16 protein-coding genes are annotated in these 17,019 nt (G+C 34.2%); 15 read left to right on the forward strand and 1 reads right to left on the reverse strand.

Annotated elements, in window-relative coordinates; translation table 11 throughout:
• Window positions 1–2: 2 nt before the first annotated feature.
• Window positions 3–1,925: an NAD(+) synthase gene (locus tag NEH74_RS09645; protein ID WP_055304719.1), complete on the forward strand. Its 1,923-nt coding sequence runs from the start codon at window positions 3–5 to the stop codon at window positions 1,923–1,925.
• Between the two features lie 40 nt (window positions 1,926–1,965).
• On the opposite strand, the gene sigK is transcribed toward NEH74_RS09645, so the two are convergent.
• The gene (gene sigK, locus NEH74_RS09650; RefSeq protein ID WP_055304722.1) at window positions 1,966–2,655 is read right to left on the reverse strand and encodes an RNA polymerase sporulation sigma factor SigK; all 690 of its coding nucleotides are present in this window, start codon (window positions 2,653–2,655) and stop codon (window positions 1,966–1,968) included.
• A 159-nt stretch (window positions 2,656–2,814) separates the two neighbouring features.
• On the opposite strand from sigK, the gene NEH74_RS09655 reads away from it, so the two are divergent.
• The 14 genes from NEH74_RS09655 (at window position 2,815) to potA (ending at window position 17,019) form a co-directional block, all read left to right on the forward strand.
• A complete protein-coding gene (locus NEH74_RS09655) occupies window positions 2,815–3,339 on the forward strand; it encodes a YqeG family HAD IIIA-type phosphatase (RefSeq protein WP_238581261.1) in 525 nt (174 codons plus the stop codon).
• A gap of 16 nt (window positions 3,340–3,355) precedes the next feature.
• Window positions 3,356–4,465 (forward strand): ribosome biogenesis GTPase YqeH, encoded by a 1,110-nt coding sequence (gene yqeH / locus NEH74_RS09660; protein WP_055304724.1) that lies wholly within the window; start codon window positions 3,356–3,358, stop codon window positions 4,463–4,465.
• 183 nt (window positions 4,466–4,648) lie between these two features.
• Entirely contained in the window at window positions 4,649–4,942 is a 294-nt protein-coding gene (yhbY, locus tag NEH74_RS09665) for a ribosome assembly RNA-binding protein YhbY (protein WP_055304727.1), read from the forward strand.
• 5 nt (window positions 4,943–4,947) lie between these two features.
• Window positions 4,948–5,508 carry a bis(5'-nucleosyl)-tetraphosphatase (symmetrical) YqeK gene (gene yqeK / locus NEH74_RS09670; RefSeq protein ID WP_055304729.1) on the forward strand — a complete coding sequence of 187 codons (561 nt, stop codon included), beginning with the start codon at window positions 4,948–4,950 and terminating at the stop codon, window positions 5,506–5,508.
• 14 nt (window positions 5,509–5,522) lie between these two features.
• On the forward strand, window positions 5,523–5,867 hold the full coding sequence (gene rsfS, locus NEH74_RS09675; RefSeq protein ID WP_055243212.1) for a ribosome silencing factor: 345 nt from the start codon (window positions 5,523–5,525) through the stop codon (window positions 5,865–5,867).
• Window positions 5,867–6,592 (forward strand): class I SAM-dependent DNA methyltransferase, encoded by a 726-nt coding sequence (locus NEH74_RS09680; protein ID WP_055243211.1) that lies wholly within the window; start codon window positions 5,867–5,869, stop codon window positions 6,590–6,592. Before rsfS ends, NEH74_RS09680 begins: the two co-directional genes overlap by 1 nt.
• 388 nt (window positions 6,593–6,980) lie before the next feature.
• Window positions 6,981–7,226 carry a site-specific integrase gene (locus NEH74_RS09685; RefSeq protein WP_055304731.1) on the forward strand — a complete coding sequence of 82 codons (246 nt, stop codon included), beginning with the start codon at window positions 6,981–6,983 and terminating at the stop codon, window positions 7,224–7,226.
• 508 nt (window positions 7,227–7,734) lie between these two features.
• On the forward strand, window positions 7,735–8,580 hold the full coding sequence (locus NEH74_RS09690) for a hypothetical protein (protein WP_055304733.1): 846 nt from the start codon (window positions 7,735–7,737) through the stop codon (window positions 8,578–8,580).
• Between the two features lie 477 nt (window positions 8,581–9,057).
• A complete protein-coding gene (locus NEH74_RS09695) occupies window positions 9,058–9,657 on the forward strand; it encodes a helix-hairpin-helix domain-containing protein (protein WP_055304735.1) in 600 nt (199 codons plus the stop codon).
• A gap of 13 nt (window positions 9,658–9,670) precedes the next feature.
• A complete protein-coding gene (locus NEH74_RS09700) occupies window positions 9,671–11,836 on the forward strand; it encodes a DNA internalization-related competence protein ComEC/Rec2 (protein ID WP_262941335.1) in 2,166 nt (721 codons plus the stop codon).
• Window positions 11,837–12,009: 173 nt separating this feature from the next.
• Complete coding sequence (holA, locus tag NEH74_RS09705; RefSeq protein ID WP_055304738.1) at window positions 12,010–12,975, forward strand: DNA polymerase III subunit delta; 966 nt, start codon at window positions 12,010–12,012, stop codon at window positions 12,973–12,975.
• 236 nt (window positions 12,976–13,211) lie between these two features.
• Entirely contained in the window at window positions 13,212–15,041 is a 1,830-nt protein-coding gene (typA, locus tag NEH74_RS09710; RefSeq protein ID WP_055276491.1) for a translational GTPase TypA, read from the forward strand.
• Window positions 15,042–15,410: 369 nt separating this feature from the next.
• Window positions 15,411–15,953, forward strand: coding sequence for a helix-turn-helix domain-containing protein (locus NEH74_RS09715; RefSeq protein WP_055276489.1), 543 nt, complete (start codon window positions 15,411–15,413; stop codon window positions 15,951–15,953).
• Between the two features lie 22 nt (window positions 15,954–15,975).
• Window positions 15,976–17,019, forward strand: a complete 1,044-nt coding sequence (potA, locus tag NEH74_RS09720) for a spermidine/putrescine ABC transporter ATP-binding protein (protein ID WP_055304740.1) — start codon at window positions 15,976–15,978, stop codon at window positions 17,017–17,019.

A 17,019-nucleotide genomic window follows, 5' to 3' on the forward strand; every position in this document is an offset into this window, starting at 1 on the left:
CCATGTTTCATAATGGATTTTTAAAAGTTGCGACATCATCACCAAAAGTTTCAGTCGGAGATCCGATTGCAAATGTAGAAGTGATGTTAAAGTCATTAAAAGTGGCTCAAGATCATCAGGCAGGCGTTCTTGTTTTTCCTGAATTATCGATTTGTGGTTATACGTGTGGTGATTTATTATTCCAAACGTATTTATTACAAGATGTTAAAAAAGCCATTGAAATTTTATTAGAGCGTAATCCATTTGATGGAGTCTTTACGGTTGGTGCACCGATTGCGATTCATCGTAATTTATATAACTGTGCAATCGTGATTCAAAAAGATAAAATTTTAGGAATTATTCCAAAATATTATCTTCCAAATGATATGGAGTTTTATGAAGAGCGTTGGTTTACACGCGGATATGAAATTGTAAAGCATTATGAGGAGATTGAGTTCTTAGGACGTAAAGTTCCATTTGGAGATTTAATTTTCGATAACTATACGTATGATCTTTCATTTGGAGTTGAGATTTGCCAAGATTTATGGGTCCCTTCTTCTCCAAGTCAACGTTTAGCATTAAATGGTGCAGATATTATTTTAAATTTATCAACAAGTAATGAAGTTTACCAAAAAAGCCGTATGCGTCGTGATTTAGTGCGCATTCAAAGTTCAAAATTAGTAGCGGGATATATTTACTGTTCATCAGGTGTTTATGAATCAACGACTGATGGCGTATTTGGTGGACATAGCTTAATTTCACAAAATGGGACGTTATTAGCGGAGTCTGATATGTTCTCTCGTGAAGAATTGAATGTCATGTTTGCCGATTTAGATATTTCTAAAATTCAATTTGATCGTCGTCGTTCTTCTGCTTTTAGACAAAGTGCAGAAGATAATATGGATTTTTTACAACATGTTTCATTCGATTTAGTAGAAAATCAAAACTATACGTTTGAACAGCCACTTGATCCCACGCCATTTGTTCCAAAGTCAGAGGAAAAAGAAGCGTTTGAAGAAATGATGAACATTCAAATGGCAGGATTAGCTAAACGTATTGAGCACACGGGTGCACAAACGATTTTAATTGGGGTGTCAGGAGGATTAGATTCAACTTTAGCGTTATTATTAGCGGCTAAAACATTCGACTTAATCAATATGCCACGCAAAAATATTATAGCTTATACGATTCGTGGATTTGGAACATCTAATCGTACGAATACTAATGCAAATAACTTAATGAAAACTTTAGGTGTGACACATCATGATATTGATTTGCGTGAATCGGTTTTAGCACATTTTGAAACCATTGGACATGATCCAAATGTAGTCGATGTGACCTATGAAAATGCCCAAGCGCGTGAACGTACGAATATTTTAATGAACTTAGCTAATAAAATGAATGGACTTGTTCTTGGAACAGGAAATATGTCTGAGTTAGCGCTTGGATGGTGTACGTACAACGGCGATCAAATGTCAATGTATGCGATAAATGCGGGAATTCCAAAAACACTCGTTAAGTTTATGGTCAAACAATTTATGTTACGTGAGTCACAAGCTTTAACAGCAAATGATGAAGATGCAAAATTGTTACAGTATACGCTAGGTGATGTTTTAGATACCCCAATTTCACCAGAGTTAATTAATACGGAACAACATACTGAAGAAATCATTGGTAAATATGAAATTCATGATTTTATCTTATATCATATGTTAAACAACGGGGATACCGAAGATCGTATTTATGCTTTAATGAAAGAGGCGTTTAAAGGGGAGTTCGAAGAAGAGAAATTATTAGAATATTTACAAATTTTCTATCGTCGTTTCTACTCACAACAATTTAAACGTTCAGCGATGCCAGATGGACCAAAAGTGTTAGACATTTCACTTTCACCACGTACAGATTGGCGTATGCCATCAGATGCGAATTATCGACGTCGCGTATAAGGTAAAGTAAAAAAGGGGATAGAGGTCCCCTTTTTGTCTGTTAGCTTTTAATAAACTCTCGATATAGTTTCATTAAAGCACGTTTTTCGATTCGAGAGACATAACTACGAGAAATATTATATGACTTTGCAATTTCTTGTTGTGTTTCTTCTTCGTGATTTCCAAGTCCAAATCGTCGAATAATAATATCACGTTCCCGTTCAGTAAGCGCATCAAGGTTTTTTTCAATTTTTTCAATCGCAAGTTGTTGGATAATCACATCATTTATATCTTTCTCTTCATCTTTCACGACATCAATAAGGCAAATCTCATTTCCCTCTTTATCAAATCCAATGGGATCATATAAAGAGACATCATTTCTCATTTTTTTAGTAGAGCGAAATAACATCAAAATTTCATTATCGATGCATCGAGCGGCATAGGTTGCTAATTTAGTGCCTTTATCTGGAGAAAATGAATCAATCGCTTTAATCAGTCCAATGGTTCCGATTGAGATTAAATCTTCCTTATCATCGCTTTGATTTTGATATTTTTTGACGATGTGTGCGACGAGTCGTAAATTATGTTCAATTAACTTCTCACGAGCTCCTTTATCTCCTTGTGCCATTTGATTGAGGTAATATTCTTCTTCTTCAGGAGTTAGGGGATCTGGAAAGGCTTGATTATTAATGGCACCAACGAGTGGAATCAGATTAGAGAAGAGTGAGGCGATAAATTGAAATAAAAACATAGGTTAAAATCCTCCCTCATAAATCGACTTAGTAGATTATATGCGCAACTTCGTGTCGATAGACTTAAAACTATAGTGAATTTATGATAAAATGAAATGAATACGTAGAAAAATGAAGTTCATTGATGAACATCACTTTAAAGTTGGAAAGGGGAGATTGTGTTGATCCATCATTTCGTAGCTGATGAATATGTTAAAAATGTTTTTCAAATTGATTTAGAAAAATTAAAAACTAACGGAAAACGTGTGATTTTAACTGATCTAGACAATACGTTAGTGGGTGCAGCGGTAAAGGCGCCTACACCAGAAGTCATCGAATTTTTAAATCGCGCAAAAGAATTAGGATTTGAAGTCATTATCGTTTCAAATAATAATAAAGAGCGTGTCTCCTATTTTTCGAAAGATTTATCGATTAAAGCGGCTCATCATAAAGCATTAAAGCCATTGAAGTTAAAATTACGTAAAATTTTAAAACAGTATCATCGTTCTGAAGTCATCATGATTGGCGATCAATTAATGACGGATGTGTTAGTCGCTAAACGTTTAGGCTTATATACGATTTTAGTGGAACCAATTCATCTACATTCAGATGAAAATTCAACAAAATTTAATCGTCGTTTAGAGCGCTTTGTCGTGAAACAATTAAAAAAACGTCAATTACCGACTCCACCATACTTAGATTAATATAGAGGAGGCCCTCATGGAACAATTAAAATGTATTGGTTGTGGAGCAACCATTCAAACAGAAAATCCAAAAGAAATTGGATATACGCCAAAATCAAGCGTTGAGAAAATGGAAAATCAAATTATTTATTGCCAACGCTGCTTTAAATTAAAACATTATAATGAAGTACAAGATGTGTCATTAACAAGTGACGATTTCTTAAAAATTTTACAACGTGTCGGAGAAACAGATGCTTTAGTTATTAATATTGTTGATATTTTTGATTTCTCAGGAAGTATGGTCGCTGGAATCTCACGACATATCAATGGAAATGACATCTTATTAGTTGGAAATAAGGTTGATTTATTACCGAAATCGGTCAATAAAACGAAATTAAATCACTGGATGCGCCGTTCATTAAAAGAAATGGGGTTAAAACCATTAGATGTTGCTTTAGTAAGTGCAGCTAAAGGTTTAGGAATCGATGAATTAATGGAAATGATTGAAAAATATCGTAAGGGTCGTGACGTTTATATTGTTGGATGTACGAATGTTGGAAAATCGACATTAGTTAACCGCATTATTAAACGTTTCACGGAGGAGCGTGAAGATATTATCACAACGTCTCATTTCCCTGGAACAACGTTAGATATTATTGAGATTCCATTAGATGATTTTACCTCAATCATTGATACACCAGGAATTATTAATGAGCATCAGTTAGCGCATTATGTGACACCAAAAGTATTAAAAGAAATTACACCGAAAAAAGAAATCAAAGCAGGGGTTTACCAATTAAATCCTGAGCAAACCTTATATATCGGTGGATTAGCTCGCATGGACTTTGTCAAGGGAGAACGTACATCATTTATTACGCATTTCTCTAATGCTTTACATATTCACCGTACGAAGTTAGAAAAGGCCGATCAATTATGGAAAACACAAGCCGGTCAAGTGTTAAAGCCAATCGTTGAAGAAAATGGTCAACCGATGGCTATGGAAAAACATGTGTACCGTATTGGAAAAGAAAAAACAGATGTTGTGATTTCAGGATTAGGTTGGATTACCTTAGTCGGAACAGGACAAGAAATTACGATTCATGCACCAAAAGGTGTGGGTGTTTTAGTTCGTCCATCATTGATTTAAGTGATGCCCTTTGTGGTAAACTTGACAAAAGTTATTAAATATGACACAATTCAGGTTTGATGACATCTTAATGTCTTAGACTTAATCAATCGATGGAGATCAACTGGTCAACTAAAGAAACGATCAACAACTGCTCTTTAAAAAAGAGCTTAAATATGAAAACCAGTTAGAGGTGGAACAATTATGTTAACAGGTAAACAAAAAAGTTATTTAAAAGGATTAGCACATACGATGCAACCTATTATTCAAGTTGGAAAAAATGGGGTTAATGATGCATTAATCAAAACTGTTTATGATGCATTAGAAGCGCGCGAATTAGTTAAAGTTTCAATTTTACAAAACTGCTTTGAAGAACCGAAAGCGATTGCAGCTGAAATTGCTGAAGTGATTAATGCTGAGGTAATTCAAGTGATTGGGAAAACAATTGTTTTCTACAAAGAGTCAAGTAAGAAGAAACAAATCATCTTACCGAAATAGTCATAATGAATTTAGAAACGTTAAAATCACAAGTTAAACAACAGTTGCCGAGCAAGCGTTATAATCATACGTTAGGTGTTGTCGCTACGAGTGAGCAACTAGCGAAGCGTTATAATGCCTCAGTTGAATCGGCACAAATCGCCGCTTTATTACATGATATTGCAAAGTATTTACCTAATGATCTTTTAAAAGAAAAATTAGAGTCTGCGAAGGAGACCGATTATCTCAACTATAGCCCATTAGTGTGGCATGCACCAGTGGGTGCGATTGTCGCAAAAGAAACGTATCAAATTAAAGATTCGGATATTTTAAATGCAATTAAATATCATACAACCGGTAAAGCAGCTATGACGACTCTTGAAAAAATTGTGTTTTTAGCCGATTATATTGAACCGAATCGGACGCAACCTGGAGTTGAAGAGATTCGTAAGCTAGCAACGAAAGATTTAGACGTTGCTGTTGCACAAACACTTGCTGATACTGTTGCTTATTTAAGTAGCAAAGGGAAGGGTGACATTCATCCGGACACGTTAGCCGCGTATGAATACTACCGTCAATATTTATAATGGAGTTGATTTATTTGGAAAACTTAGCAAAATTCGTAAAATCTTTAGATGAAAAACACGCAGAAGATATCGTTGTTTTAGATATGCAAAATCATTCACCAATCTATGATTACATGATTATCACAACAGCTAAAAATGACCGTTTAGCTCAAGGGATCATTCGTGAATTAAAAGACTTAGAAGGAACAACAGATTTAACATTAAAACATATTGAAGGGGCACACCATGCTGAGTGGGTCTTAGCTGACTTTGGGACAATCGTTGTTCATGTCTTTACACCAGAAACTCGCTTAGAGTATAACTTAGAAAAATTATGGGCTGACGTTCCTCGTGTGAATATCGAAGGGATGTTAGTCTAATGGCATACGAAGCATTTTCATATTATTATGATATTTTAATGCAAGATGTTCCTTATCATAAATGGATTGCGAAAACAAAGCAATACTTACCGATTGGAAGCTCTATCTTAGATGTGGGATGTGGAACAGGAACAATTTCTATCCTTTTAGCAAAAGAAGGATATAACGTCACTGGAATCGACCTATCAGAAGATATGTTATCACTTGCTTATGAAAAAACATTATCAGAAGGCTTAGGCATTCATTATGTTCAACAAGACATGTGTCGTTTGGAAGGATTTAGTGGATTTGATGGAGCTGTTATTTACGTTGATTCATTAAATTACTTAAAAAAAGATACAGAAGTCTTTCAAACATTTAGACATCTTTATGAAAGTTTAAAAGAAGGTGGCATTTTAATCTTTGATGTTCATTCATTATTTAAAGTGACTGAAATCTTCCAAGATTACTTATATGCTGATACGAATCCAGATTTAACGTATATCTGGCATGTTTGTGAAGGAAAATATCCATACAGCATTGAACACGAATTAACATTCTTTAAACGTGAAGGAGAACGTTATGAGCGTTTCGAAGAAACACACTATCAACGTACCTTTGCGATTGAAGAGTACAAACAATGGCTCGAAGATATCGGATTCAAAATCTTAGAAATCTCAGCTGATTTCTTAGATGAAGCCCCAACAGAAGAATCAGAACGCATCGTCTTCGTGGCTCAAAAATAGATAGTAATATCAATTATACTAAAGTATGCTGTTAATAAGTATTAGATTTAAACAATAATAAAAAAGCATCTTATATCCTTGTAATAAAAAATTAAGGGATATGAGGTGCTTTTTTTGTTATGAAAACCAATCATAAAAGATAGGATGTTCAAAATCTAATTACTAAGCCAATGAGAATGTGGATGATTCCTAATCTTGTCTTAGCAACTGGAATCCGTTCTAGAGATGTTAGGGAGGTTAAGGTCCATAATTTTTAGATATAAGCAATCGTACACTCTATTTGAGGGATACAAAAGCTCACAAACCATAAACAATTTATTGATCAAAAAGAATAACTAATATTCTCGTTGGTTGATTAAAACTAACAAGATTTAAAGGAGAAGTGCCATTGTTCTTAACCGTGTACAGTAAGGAATTAACATTACATGTGTTAAAAAGAGTCTTTACTGATTATGCTAAAAAGCAAGCCATAAAGACCTCATTACATATTCTTAGATATACTTATGCTAGAGATTTAGTTAAAGCAGACGTAAATCCTGTCATTATCAAGGAGTTGCTGGATCATCAATCACTAGAAGTTACTCAACGATACATCAAGTGGTTTAGTGAAGAGGTGCAAAAAGCAACAGATTAATTAGATATACTAGCTCAATATCAAAAGAATTGTATCAAATTGAGCGGATGATGATAAATGACACGCTAAGAAGAATTTAACATGATTATCGACAATCACACATTAACATTAAAAATAAACCAATTAATATAAATAAATCAGTTGAAACTGGTACAAAAGTAGACCAATTCAATCTAATGAAAGACAATATATACTATGATTACCTAAATGGTGGGGTGATGTATGAAATGAGCAGTGAATTATCCAGTCTATATATACAGTTCATGAGAAAAACAATCGAGATTTATACATAGGAAAAAGAGTTATCTTATTATCTATTACAAATACAACCAATTGTAGTTTCTTATGATACAAATGCTTAGTGTTTGGTAGTTAATTATAATGAGTGGAGAGAACTATATGTCAAAACACTACCACCTATTAAATTAGTTAAAAAAATAACATTTTCACAAAATTTCGGCAATTAACATACAATATCATATCTTTTGTGGAAGAAGAGTGATAATTTGTGAGAAAGATAGACTTCTGGAAAAAAGGAAATCGTTGGGTGTTAGTTTTAGGAACTTGTATTGTATTTGTTTCATGTGCAATAACACCATCATTTAAAGAAGGTTTTAAGGATGGATATAATGGCGAAACAGAAATAGTTCAAGAAGAACAAGAGACAGTTGATAATACAAAATCAGAAAAAATTGATGAAGAAAAAGAACAAGAAATTAAAGAAAAAGAAGAACAGGAAGTCAAAGAGAAAGCGGAAGCAGAGCAAAAAGCCAAAGAGGAAGAAGAAGCTAAAGCTCAAAAAGAAGAAGATGAACGTAAAGCCAAAGAAGAGCAAGAACGCAAAGAAGCAGAGCAAAAAGCCAAAGAGGAAGAAGAAGCTAAAGCTCAAAAAGAAGAAGATGAACGTAAAGCCAAAGAAGAGCAAGAACGCAAAGAAGCAGAAGAAAAAGCAAAAGCTGAGGAAGAGGCAAAACAAAAAGAATTAGAAAATATTAATTTTTTAGCACAAAAATGGGTTGATATTGTAAATGAAAGTTACGAAAGTGATAAATCATTTTACACAGTTGATGAAGAGTCAAAAATTATTTATATTAATGTTGATGTACCAGAAATGAGAAGTGTAGTTGAAGCATTAGCTATGTATCCATCTCTATATGCAGAACAATGGAACGAAGTAGTTGTTGGAATGGGTGAAGTACCAACAATTGCTAAACAAACATTAGATGATTTGGGATTAAATTCCTGGTCTGTTGCTTATAATTACGGCGATGCTTCTGGTGACTGTTATTGGGTTTCATATTATAATGACGTATTAATTTATAATGCATATGATAAAATTGCAGAGTCTTTATAATATAAAGTAGAATGATAAATATGTAAAAAAGTTAAAAGTTTTTATGCGCTTTTTTTGGATTAGTTGTTGTCATTTTAACTGTTGTATGTTTATTAGTTTAGTATAAGAGCCATAAGGCTCTTTTTTAGGTTAAGTATATATTCACACAATCTAGGCAATTAACATACAATATCATATCTTTTACGAAAGAAGTGGTTGACGTGAAAATGTCAAGCTTTGATAAATTTATGTGTGGTCTTTCCGCTTTGTTATTGTTAGGTTTAACTTTAGTTTGTTTATTCTATACGTCTGATACAAAAACATTTGATCACGACCAGTTGGAGCAATTGAAAACACATCTTGAAGAAAAAAATTATGATTGGGATGAAATCCTAGAATAGAATCTAGGATTTTTTATGTGTCGCACTTAATATTACAATCTGTCAAATAAAAAGGAATTGAACGGTGATTAACGTAAGTTAAAATGAGGTGATACTCATGAAAAAGCAAATAATCATTATTGGATTAGCTTCGTTAATCATGATAACAATTTTTTATTTAAATCAATCTACTTCTTCTATTGATTCGGTTTCATTAGACAGTTATGTAGAAAATGAATGCGAAGTCACTGAAATAGAAGAGATAGAAAGCGCTGAAGAAGAAGTCAACCATTATATTGTGGATGTTAAGGGCCAAGTTAATTTTCCAGGTGTGTATGAGGTTGAAGAGCATTTAAGAGTTCATGATGTGATTCAATTAGCTGGAGGCTTTTTAGAGATGGCTAATGAAACAGCCATTAATTTAGCACAAAAAATTAGTGATGAAATGGTCATCTATGTTCCGCATTTAGATGAGGAAATAAACAACGCTTCAACTGCTACAGCATGGAGCCCTTCGCAAGATGAGAAAAAGGTCTCTCTTAATCAAGCAACTGTAGGAGAACTTGAAACGTTACCCGGGATTGGTCCCTCTAAAGCGGCAGCTATTATTAATTATCGGGAGGAGTTTGGAAAGTTTAAGTCAATTGACGAGTTAACGAATGTGAGTGGGATTGGAGAAAAGACACTAGAAAAGTTGCGTGATTCTCTTGAACTTTAAATTTCGGCAACATGTGATTTATATTGTTTTAAGTGTCATTGTCGGATTACTCATAAAGGAGGGCGTTTTTGTTCTTCTTTTAGTTGGTTTTGTCTATTTTAAACGATTTCCTAAGACATACTGGATTTATTTCCTCATAAGTCTCATATCTGTGATTTACATTGATGTTGCGTTAACATCCCTCCTGGTCAAAAGTGATGATTCGGTCTATATAGATAAAGCAAAAGTAATTGAAGTTAAAAAGCAAACTGAAGAGAAGCAAACAGCCAAAGTACAAACAGAAGCGGGTCTTTATTATTTAACACTTGCCAACTCAACGCCAAGATTAATGCCAGGTGATTGGATGGAAGTCAATACGGAAATTGCAGAAATCACTGATCCTACCGTGCCTCATGCCTTTAACTTTAAACAATATTTACAAGCTAATGGAATGAGAGGAACCATCTATCTGACTTCAACGCGAGTGATTGATCAAGAATGGTCGATTAGAGCCTATCAATTTCAATTAGCGAATTGGATTAAAGAACAGTATCCCCCTTTAACAGCAACTTATCTTCAATCCTGGTTTTTAGGAGTCCGAAATGACTTATCTGAAGACATCAGTGACAGTTATGCGACCCTTGGTATTATTCATTTGTTTGCGGTCAGTGGATTACATGTTGGGTTATTAGCAGGGATTGTCAGTTATCTGCTCAAGCGTTTGGGAGTGATACAAGAATTAGCCGATTTAATGGTAGTGACGTTACTTTTTTGTTTCATGATGATTAGTGGAGCAAGTCCATCGATTGTCAGAGCAGCCAGTATGGCAATTCTAGCAAAGATTAATTCAAGATTTAAATGGAATCTTTCTTCACTCGATATTTTCTCTATCGTCTTTTTAATCAATTTCGTTGCTTTTCCACTACAAGTGTATCAAATCGGTTTTATTTATTCTTACTGGTTAACGTTTTGTTTAATTATATGCCAGTCAGTTATTAAGCCCCTTTCACCCAAGGTCACTTTTTTTATCATCCCCTTTTTAGCTCAACTTGCGATCTTACCAATTCAAATTTCGCAAGATTATTCTATTAATCTGTTAAGTTACGTGTCTAATTTAGTTTTAATTCCAGTTGTCACGACTCTTTTGATTCCTTGCCTATTGATAACGCTAGTGATTCCACCATTTGCTTTAATTACAGAAAAAATCCTAAGTGTCTTTGAACAGGTCATCCTTGTAGCGGGAAAGTACTTGGATCTTCGTTGGGTCATTGGGAGTCTTAATTTATCAATGGTCATTTTAATTATTTTATTGCTCTTTTTAGCAGGTTGGTTAGTTGAAAAAAATAGTCACTCTAAAAAATGGATGATTGTTTTGGTGTCAACCTTTGTTCTTTTAGAGATAGTCAGAGGTGCCAAACCGACAAGTAAAGTTACCTTTTTAGATGTTGGACAAGGCGACAGTACGATTATTCAGTCTCCCTATCAACGTTGTACGATTGTTGTTGACACAGGAGGAAAAGTTTCGTTCATAGGTGAGAAGACTTCCATTTTTAATCAGACATTAGAGCCTTATTTGTTAGGGGAAGGGATTAGAACCATTGACTATTTAATCTTATCTCATGGTGATTTTGATCACATTGGGGAAGCCATTCCATTAATGGAAACGTTCAATGTTAAACATTTAGTTGTCCCTAAGCATTCAGAGAGTGAACAGTTAAAGGACGTCATTAAATTAGCTAAACAATTAAATGTGAATGTTTTAACACCTAAAACGAATGATACATTAACTTGTGGAAATCAAACATTAACCTTTTTACAACCTGATGAGAAGCAAGCTAATGAAAACGATCAATCACTCGTATTGACAGTTGAAATTTCTGATTTAACTGTTTTATTAACAGGAGATATAAGTACAGAAGTGGAGGCAGATATTCTTTCACAGTATCCAGGATTAAAACTAGATGTTTATAAAGCGGCACATCATGGTTCAAACACCTCAAATTCATTATTCTTTCTAGAACAACTCGCGCCATCTATTAGTGTCGTTTCCAGTGGAAAAAATAATCGCTATGGCCATCCTAGCCAGGAATTTTTATCGACCTTATCAACATTAAACATTCCACTCCTTAATACGCAGGTTGATGGAACGATTCAATTTGAAATGAAGAGAGGTAAAACTTTAGTTCATCGATTTCATTGATTATTTTATTTAAAAATTAAAAAATTAGATAATACTCTAAATATCTCGTTTTATAAAAATGGTAGCTCAATGAATCCATAAAAAAGCAACCATTCTCGTCATGATTGAAAAGAACTTACGGTCATCTTGTTTGAAGAATTTGTTTTATGTTAAAATAAGAGTGAGGTGAAGCCATGGCGATTTATACAATCCTCGGCGAACAAACGGTTTTGTGCGAGAAAAAAATTAGTGATTTATTAACGAAACATCAAATTGAGTCATTCGATGTGGTGTCCTATGACATGAAAGAAGCGACCATTCAAGAAGCACTTTTTGATTTGCAAACAGTCGCCTTCTTAAGTAATAAAAAAGCGGTGATCGTTCGTAACCCATCCTTTTTAACTGGTAAGGAGGGGAAGGGTGATCCCGCACATGATTTAAATGCTTTTATAAATTTTTTAGAACATCCCGTGACAGAAAATATCCTCATTGTTTATGCTCCTTATGAAAAACTCGATGAGCGTAAAAAAGTGGTGAAGATTTTAAAGAAGCAATCAGAAGTGTTTACATTTGAAACTTATTCAGAGCAATCACTCAAACAGTGGGCAGAGAAGAAGTTAAAAGCTGAAGGAATTGAATGTCATCCAAAAGCCATTGAATTATTGATTAAATTGACGCATGCTAAAATTGATGTGTTGTACCATGAAATTGAGAAGATTTATCTCTATTTCATGAATCAACCATCAAAAATTTTATCAGTAGAAGTCGTTGAGTTGTTAGTGGCCCGTCAATTAGAAGATAACGTCTTTTTACTAACAGATGCACTGGTTCAACGTAAGATTAAAGAGGCTTACCTAATCTATGAAGATTTAATGACACAAAATGAAGAGCCCTTTAAGTTACTCATTTTAATTGCGAATCAATTCCGATTAATGTCTCAAGTGATTGGGCTAAGTAAACAAGGCTATCGTGAGGCTGATATTGCAAAAACACTTAATGTGCATCCGTATCGTGTGAAGTTAATTCATGGACAATCCCACCGCTTTGAGCAAGAGACGATTGCAAAGTATTTATATCAATTAGCGAACATTGATTATAAGATTAAATCTGGTGTACTACAAAAAGAGTTAGCACTAGAGATGTTTATCCTAAATTTATAAGATGAGCGTATTAGCTCATCTTTTTTGGTTGTCTAGAGTTGGAAGTAAAGTTTATGGATATTATAAGTGACAAGCGTCATGATAATAAAGGCGTTGATCATGTAGAGGTGACATCGATTTGAAAAGGCTTTTGAAAATTTTTCATAATTTTAAGTCAAATTTCGATACAGGAACTCTTATTTTGTTGTATAATATTTCAGTATGAAATTTTAAATTTACCAGACAGAGGTGCCTATATGAATATTAAAAATATTGCCATTATTGCCCACGTCGATCACGGTAAAACGACGTTAGTCGATCAGTTATTACGTCAAGCGGGAACATTCCGTGAAAATGAAGCAGTAGCTGACCGTGTCATGGACTCTAACGATTTAGAGCGTGAGCGTGGAATTACGATTTTAGCGAAAAATACTGCGATTGATTATAAAGATTATCGTATTAACATTTTAGATACACCAGGACATGCTGACTTCGCGGGAGAAGTTGAACGTATTATGAACATGGTAGATGGTGTTTTATTAGTTGTTGATGCTTACGAAGGAACAATGCCTCAGACTCGTTTCGTATTAAAGAAAGCATTAGAGCAAAAATTAACACCAATCGTGGTGGTTAATAAAATTGACCGTCCGGCTGCAAGACCTGAAGAAGTTGTTGATGAAGTATTAGAATTATTCATCGAATTAGGAGCTGACGACGATCAATTAGAATTCCCTGTTGTTTATTGTTCAGCATTAAACGGAACAGCAAGCTTAAGCTCTGATCCAGCTGATCAAGAAGAAAACATGGAAGCAATCTTTGAATCAATTTTAGAAAATATTCCAGATCCAGGAATGGATCCGAATGGAACATTACAATTCCAACCAGCTTTATTAGACTATAATGATTATGTTGGACGTATTGGGATTGGACGTATCGTTCGAGGAACAATCAATGTTAACCAAATGGTTTCAATCTGTCGTTTAGATGGATCAACGCAACAATTCCGTATCACAAAATTATTTGGATTCTTAGGATTAAAGCGTGTTGAAATTGAATCAGCACAAGCTGGAGATATCGTTGCAATCGCTGGTTTACCAGATATCAACGTTGGGGAAACGGTTTGTGAAATCGGTAAAGAAGAAGCGTTACCAATCTTACACATTGATGAACCAACATTAAAAATGACATTCTCAACAAACTCTTCTCCATTCTCAGGACAAGAAGGAAAACACGTGACAGCATCTAAAATTGATGAACGTTTATACAAAGAAATTCAACGTGACGTTTCATTATTAGTTGAACGTGTTGGAACAAAAGAAGAGTGGGTTGTTTCAGGACGTGGAGAACTTCACTTATCAATCTTACTTGAAAACATGCGCCGTGAAGGATTCGAATTAGAAGTTTCTAAACCAGAAGTTATCATTCGTGAAATCGATGGTGTATTATGTGAACCATATGAGTATGTTCAAATCGAAGCACCTGAAGAACATGTTGGAAGTGTCATTGAAGCGATGGGATACCGTAAAGGTCAATTACAAAATATGATTCATAACGAAAATGGACAAGTTCGTTTAATTTATGATGTACCATCTCGTGCTTTAATCGGATTCATGACAGAATTCTTAACATTAACAAAAGGTTACGGAATCATCAACCATACATTCTCTGAATACCGCCCAATGGAAAAAGGATCAGTTGGAGAACGTAAAAATGGTGCTTTAGTTTCTATGGAAAATGGAAAAGCAACAAACTACGGTTTAATGGGATTAGAAGATCGCGGAATCATGTTCATTGAACCAGGAGCTCCTGTTTACGAAGGAATGATCGTTGGTGAAAACAACAAAGATTTAGACTTAGCAGTCAATGTTACACGTGCAAAACAATTAACAAACTGCCGTTCAGCGGGTAAAGATAATACAGTTGTATTAAAGAAACCACGTCTAATCACATTAGAGTATGCCTTAGAATATATTAATGAAGACGAATTAGTAGAAATTACTCCTACATCAGTTCGCTTACGTAAGAAAATTTTAGATACAAATGAGCGTAAAAAATTCGATAAACGTAAAAAATACGCTGATCAATAATTATTTTTTAACTCAATCGATGAAGAAAATCCTTCTTCATTGATTGGGTTTTTTTATTTTTAACTTAAGTTAGAAATAGGTTTTGAATGTGACGAAGAATTAAATTAGAAAGGCACATAGCTTTATAGAAGAGGAAAAGAGGAGTCACTAAAAATGATTTTTCATTTTAAGTGAGGATTTGTATAAATTGTCGAGCATCTCAAACAATAAGGAATGAAGCTCACCTTAAAAAATGTAAAAATTGATTAAAAAAAGGTATATTTTTGACTGATATAATATTGACAAAATCACGAATCATATTATAATAGAAGAGGTTTATTATAAGTAAACAAATTGTTTATTTATTTAATAGAAATTTGAGGTGTGATTATGATTATAGGAGAAAAAATAAGGCGCCTAAGAATGGAACTTCAATTAACTCAAGAAGAGTTAGCTGATCGTACTGAATTAACTAAAGGATATATTTCTCAAGTAGAACGTGATTTAGCTTCTCCATCCATTGCAACACTTGTTGACATTTTAGAAGCTTTAGGAACAACATTGGGTGAATTTTTCTCAGATGAAAAATCAGATGAAAAGATTGTTTTTAAACAGGACGATGTTTTTATAAAAGAAGAACCAGATTATAATATGACCATTCGTTGGATTATTCCTAATGCCCAAAAAAATGAAATGGAGCCTATCATTATTGATCTCGAACCTGGAGGGATGTCTTACGATGATGAGCCACATCACGGAGAAGAGTTCGGTTATGTTTTAAAAGGTGAGGTAGAACTTGTTTTAGGTGCCAAAAGATATAAAGTTAAAAAAGGTGAGAGCTTTTATTATAAAGCGGATGTGGATCATAAATTAAAAAACAATTCAAAAGTGCCCGCATCTGTTCTTTGGGTTGCAACACCCCCAACATTCTAGCATTATTTAAGGAGGGTCAAGTATGACTAAAGTACCATTAATTGAAATCAAAAACTTAACTAAAGAATACGATGGGGATATCGTTTTAAAAGGGATTGACTTAACCATTCATGAGAATGAGTTTGTGACATTACTTGGGCCATCTGGGTGTGGGAAAACAACATTATTACGTATTATTGGTGGATTCGATACACCAACATCGGGTGAAGTTGAATTCAACGGAAAAGATTTAATTCAAATCCCATCGTATAAGCGCGAGATTAATACGGTCTTCCAAAAATATGCCCTTTTTCCGCATTTAAATGTGTTTGATAATATCGCGTTTGGTTTACGTATGAAAAACGTCCCTGAAGCAGAGGTGACAGAACGTGTAAACCGCATGTTAAAAATGATTAAACTTACTGATTATGCCAAACGAAGTATTGATTCATTATCAGGTGGACAACAACAACGTATTGCCATTGCTCGTGCATTAGTTAATCGCCCTAAAGTTTTATTATTAGATGAACCTCTAGGTGCATTAGATTTAAAATTACGTCAAGATATGCAATATGAATTAAAAGAGATTCAACGTGAAATGGGAATTACATTCATTTTCGTAACTCATGATCAAGAAGAAGCTTTAACGATGTCAGATACGATTGTTGTTTTAAATGATGGATTAATTCAACAAATTGGAACACCAGTCGATATTTACAACGAACCACGTAACCGATTTGTTGCTAACTTTATTGGTGAAAGTAACATTGTCAATGCAACGATGATTGAAGATTATAAAGTTGAGTTTGAAGGACATATCTTTGAGTGTGTCGATCGTGGGTATAACCCAAATGAGACGGTTGAAGTGGTCATTCGTCCAGAAGATTTACAAATTGTTTCGAAAGAAAATGGAGCCTTTACTGGAATCGTCGATAGTGTTATTTTTAAAGGCGTTCACTATGAAATTATTGTGATGGTAGAAGGCCGCGAATATATTGTTCACAGTACACAAAGTACTGAAGTCGGAGTAGAAGTAGGGATGACAGTTGCACCGGCAGATATTCATGTTATGGAAGTTGGTGTTTAG

Source organism: Turicibacter sp. GALT-G1, from assembly GCF_025594995.1.
Taxonomy (GTDB): Bacteria; Bacillota_I; Bacilli_A; order MOL361; family Turicibacteraceae; genus Turicibacter; species Turicibacter bilis.

What these genes read in the sequence shown, in the direction of transcription:
- NEH74_RS09645 (WP_055304719.1), top strand. Translation starts at nt 3, where the DNA reads ATGTTTCATAATGGATTTTTAAAAGTTGCGACATCATCACCAAAAGTT.
- sigK (WP_055304722.1), bottom strand. Translation starts at nt 2,655, where the DNA reads ATGTTTTTATTTCAATTTATCGCCTCACTCTTCTCTAATCTGATTCCA.
- yqeH (WP_055304724.1), top strand. Translation starts at nt 3,356, where the DNA reads ATGGAACAATTAAAATGTATTGGTTGTGGAGCAACCATTCAAACAGAA.
- yhbY (WP_055304727.1), top strand. Translation starts at nt 4,649, where the DNA reads ATGTTAACAGGTAAACAAAAAAGTTATTTAAAAGGATTAGCACATACG.
- yqeK (WP_055304729.1), top strand. Translation starts at nt 4,948, where the DNA reads ATGAATTTAGAAACGTTAAAATCACAAGTTAAACAACAGTTGCCGAGC.
- NEH74_RS09680 (WP_055243211.1), top strand. Translation starts at nt 5,867, where the DNA reads ATGGCATACGAAGCATTTTCATATTATTATGATATTTTAATGCAAGAT.
- NEH74_RS09695 (WP_055304735.1), top strand. Translation starts at nt 9,058, where the DNA reads ATGAAAAAGCAAATAATCATTATTGGATTAGCTTCGTTAATCATGATA.
- holA (WP_055304738.1), top strand. Translation starts at nt 12,010, where the DNA reads ATGGCGATTTATACAATCCTCGGCGAACAAACGGTTTTGTGCGAGAAA.
- typA (WP_055276491.1), top strand. Translation starts at nt 13,212, where the DNA reads ATGAATATTAAAAATATTGCCATTATTGCCCACGTCGATCACGGTAAA.
- NEH74_RS09715 (WP_055276489.1), top strand. Translation starts at nt 15,411, where the DNA reads ATGATTATAGGAGAAAAAATAAGGCGCCTAAGAATGGAACTTCAATTA.
- potA (WP_055304740.1), top strand. Translation starts at nt 15,976, where the DNA reads ATGACTAAAGTACCATTAATTGAAATCAAAAACTTAACTAAAGAATAC.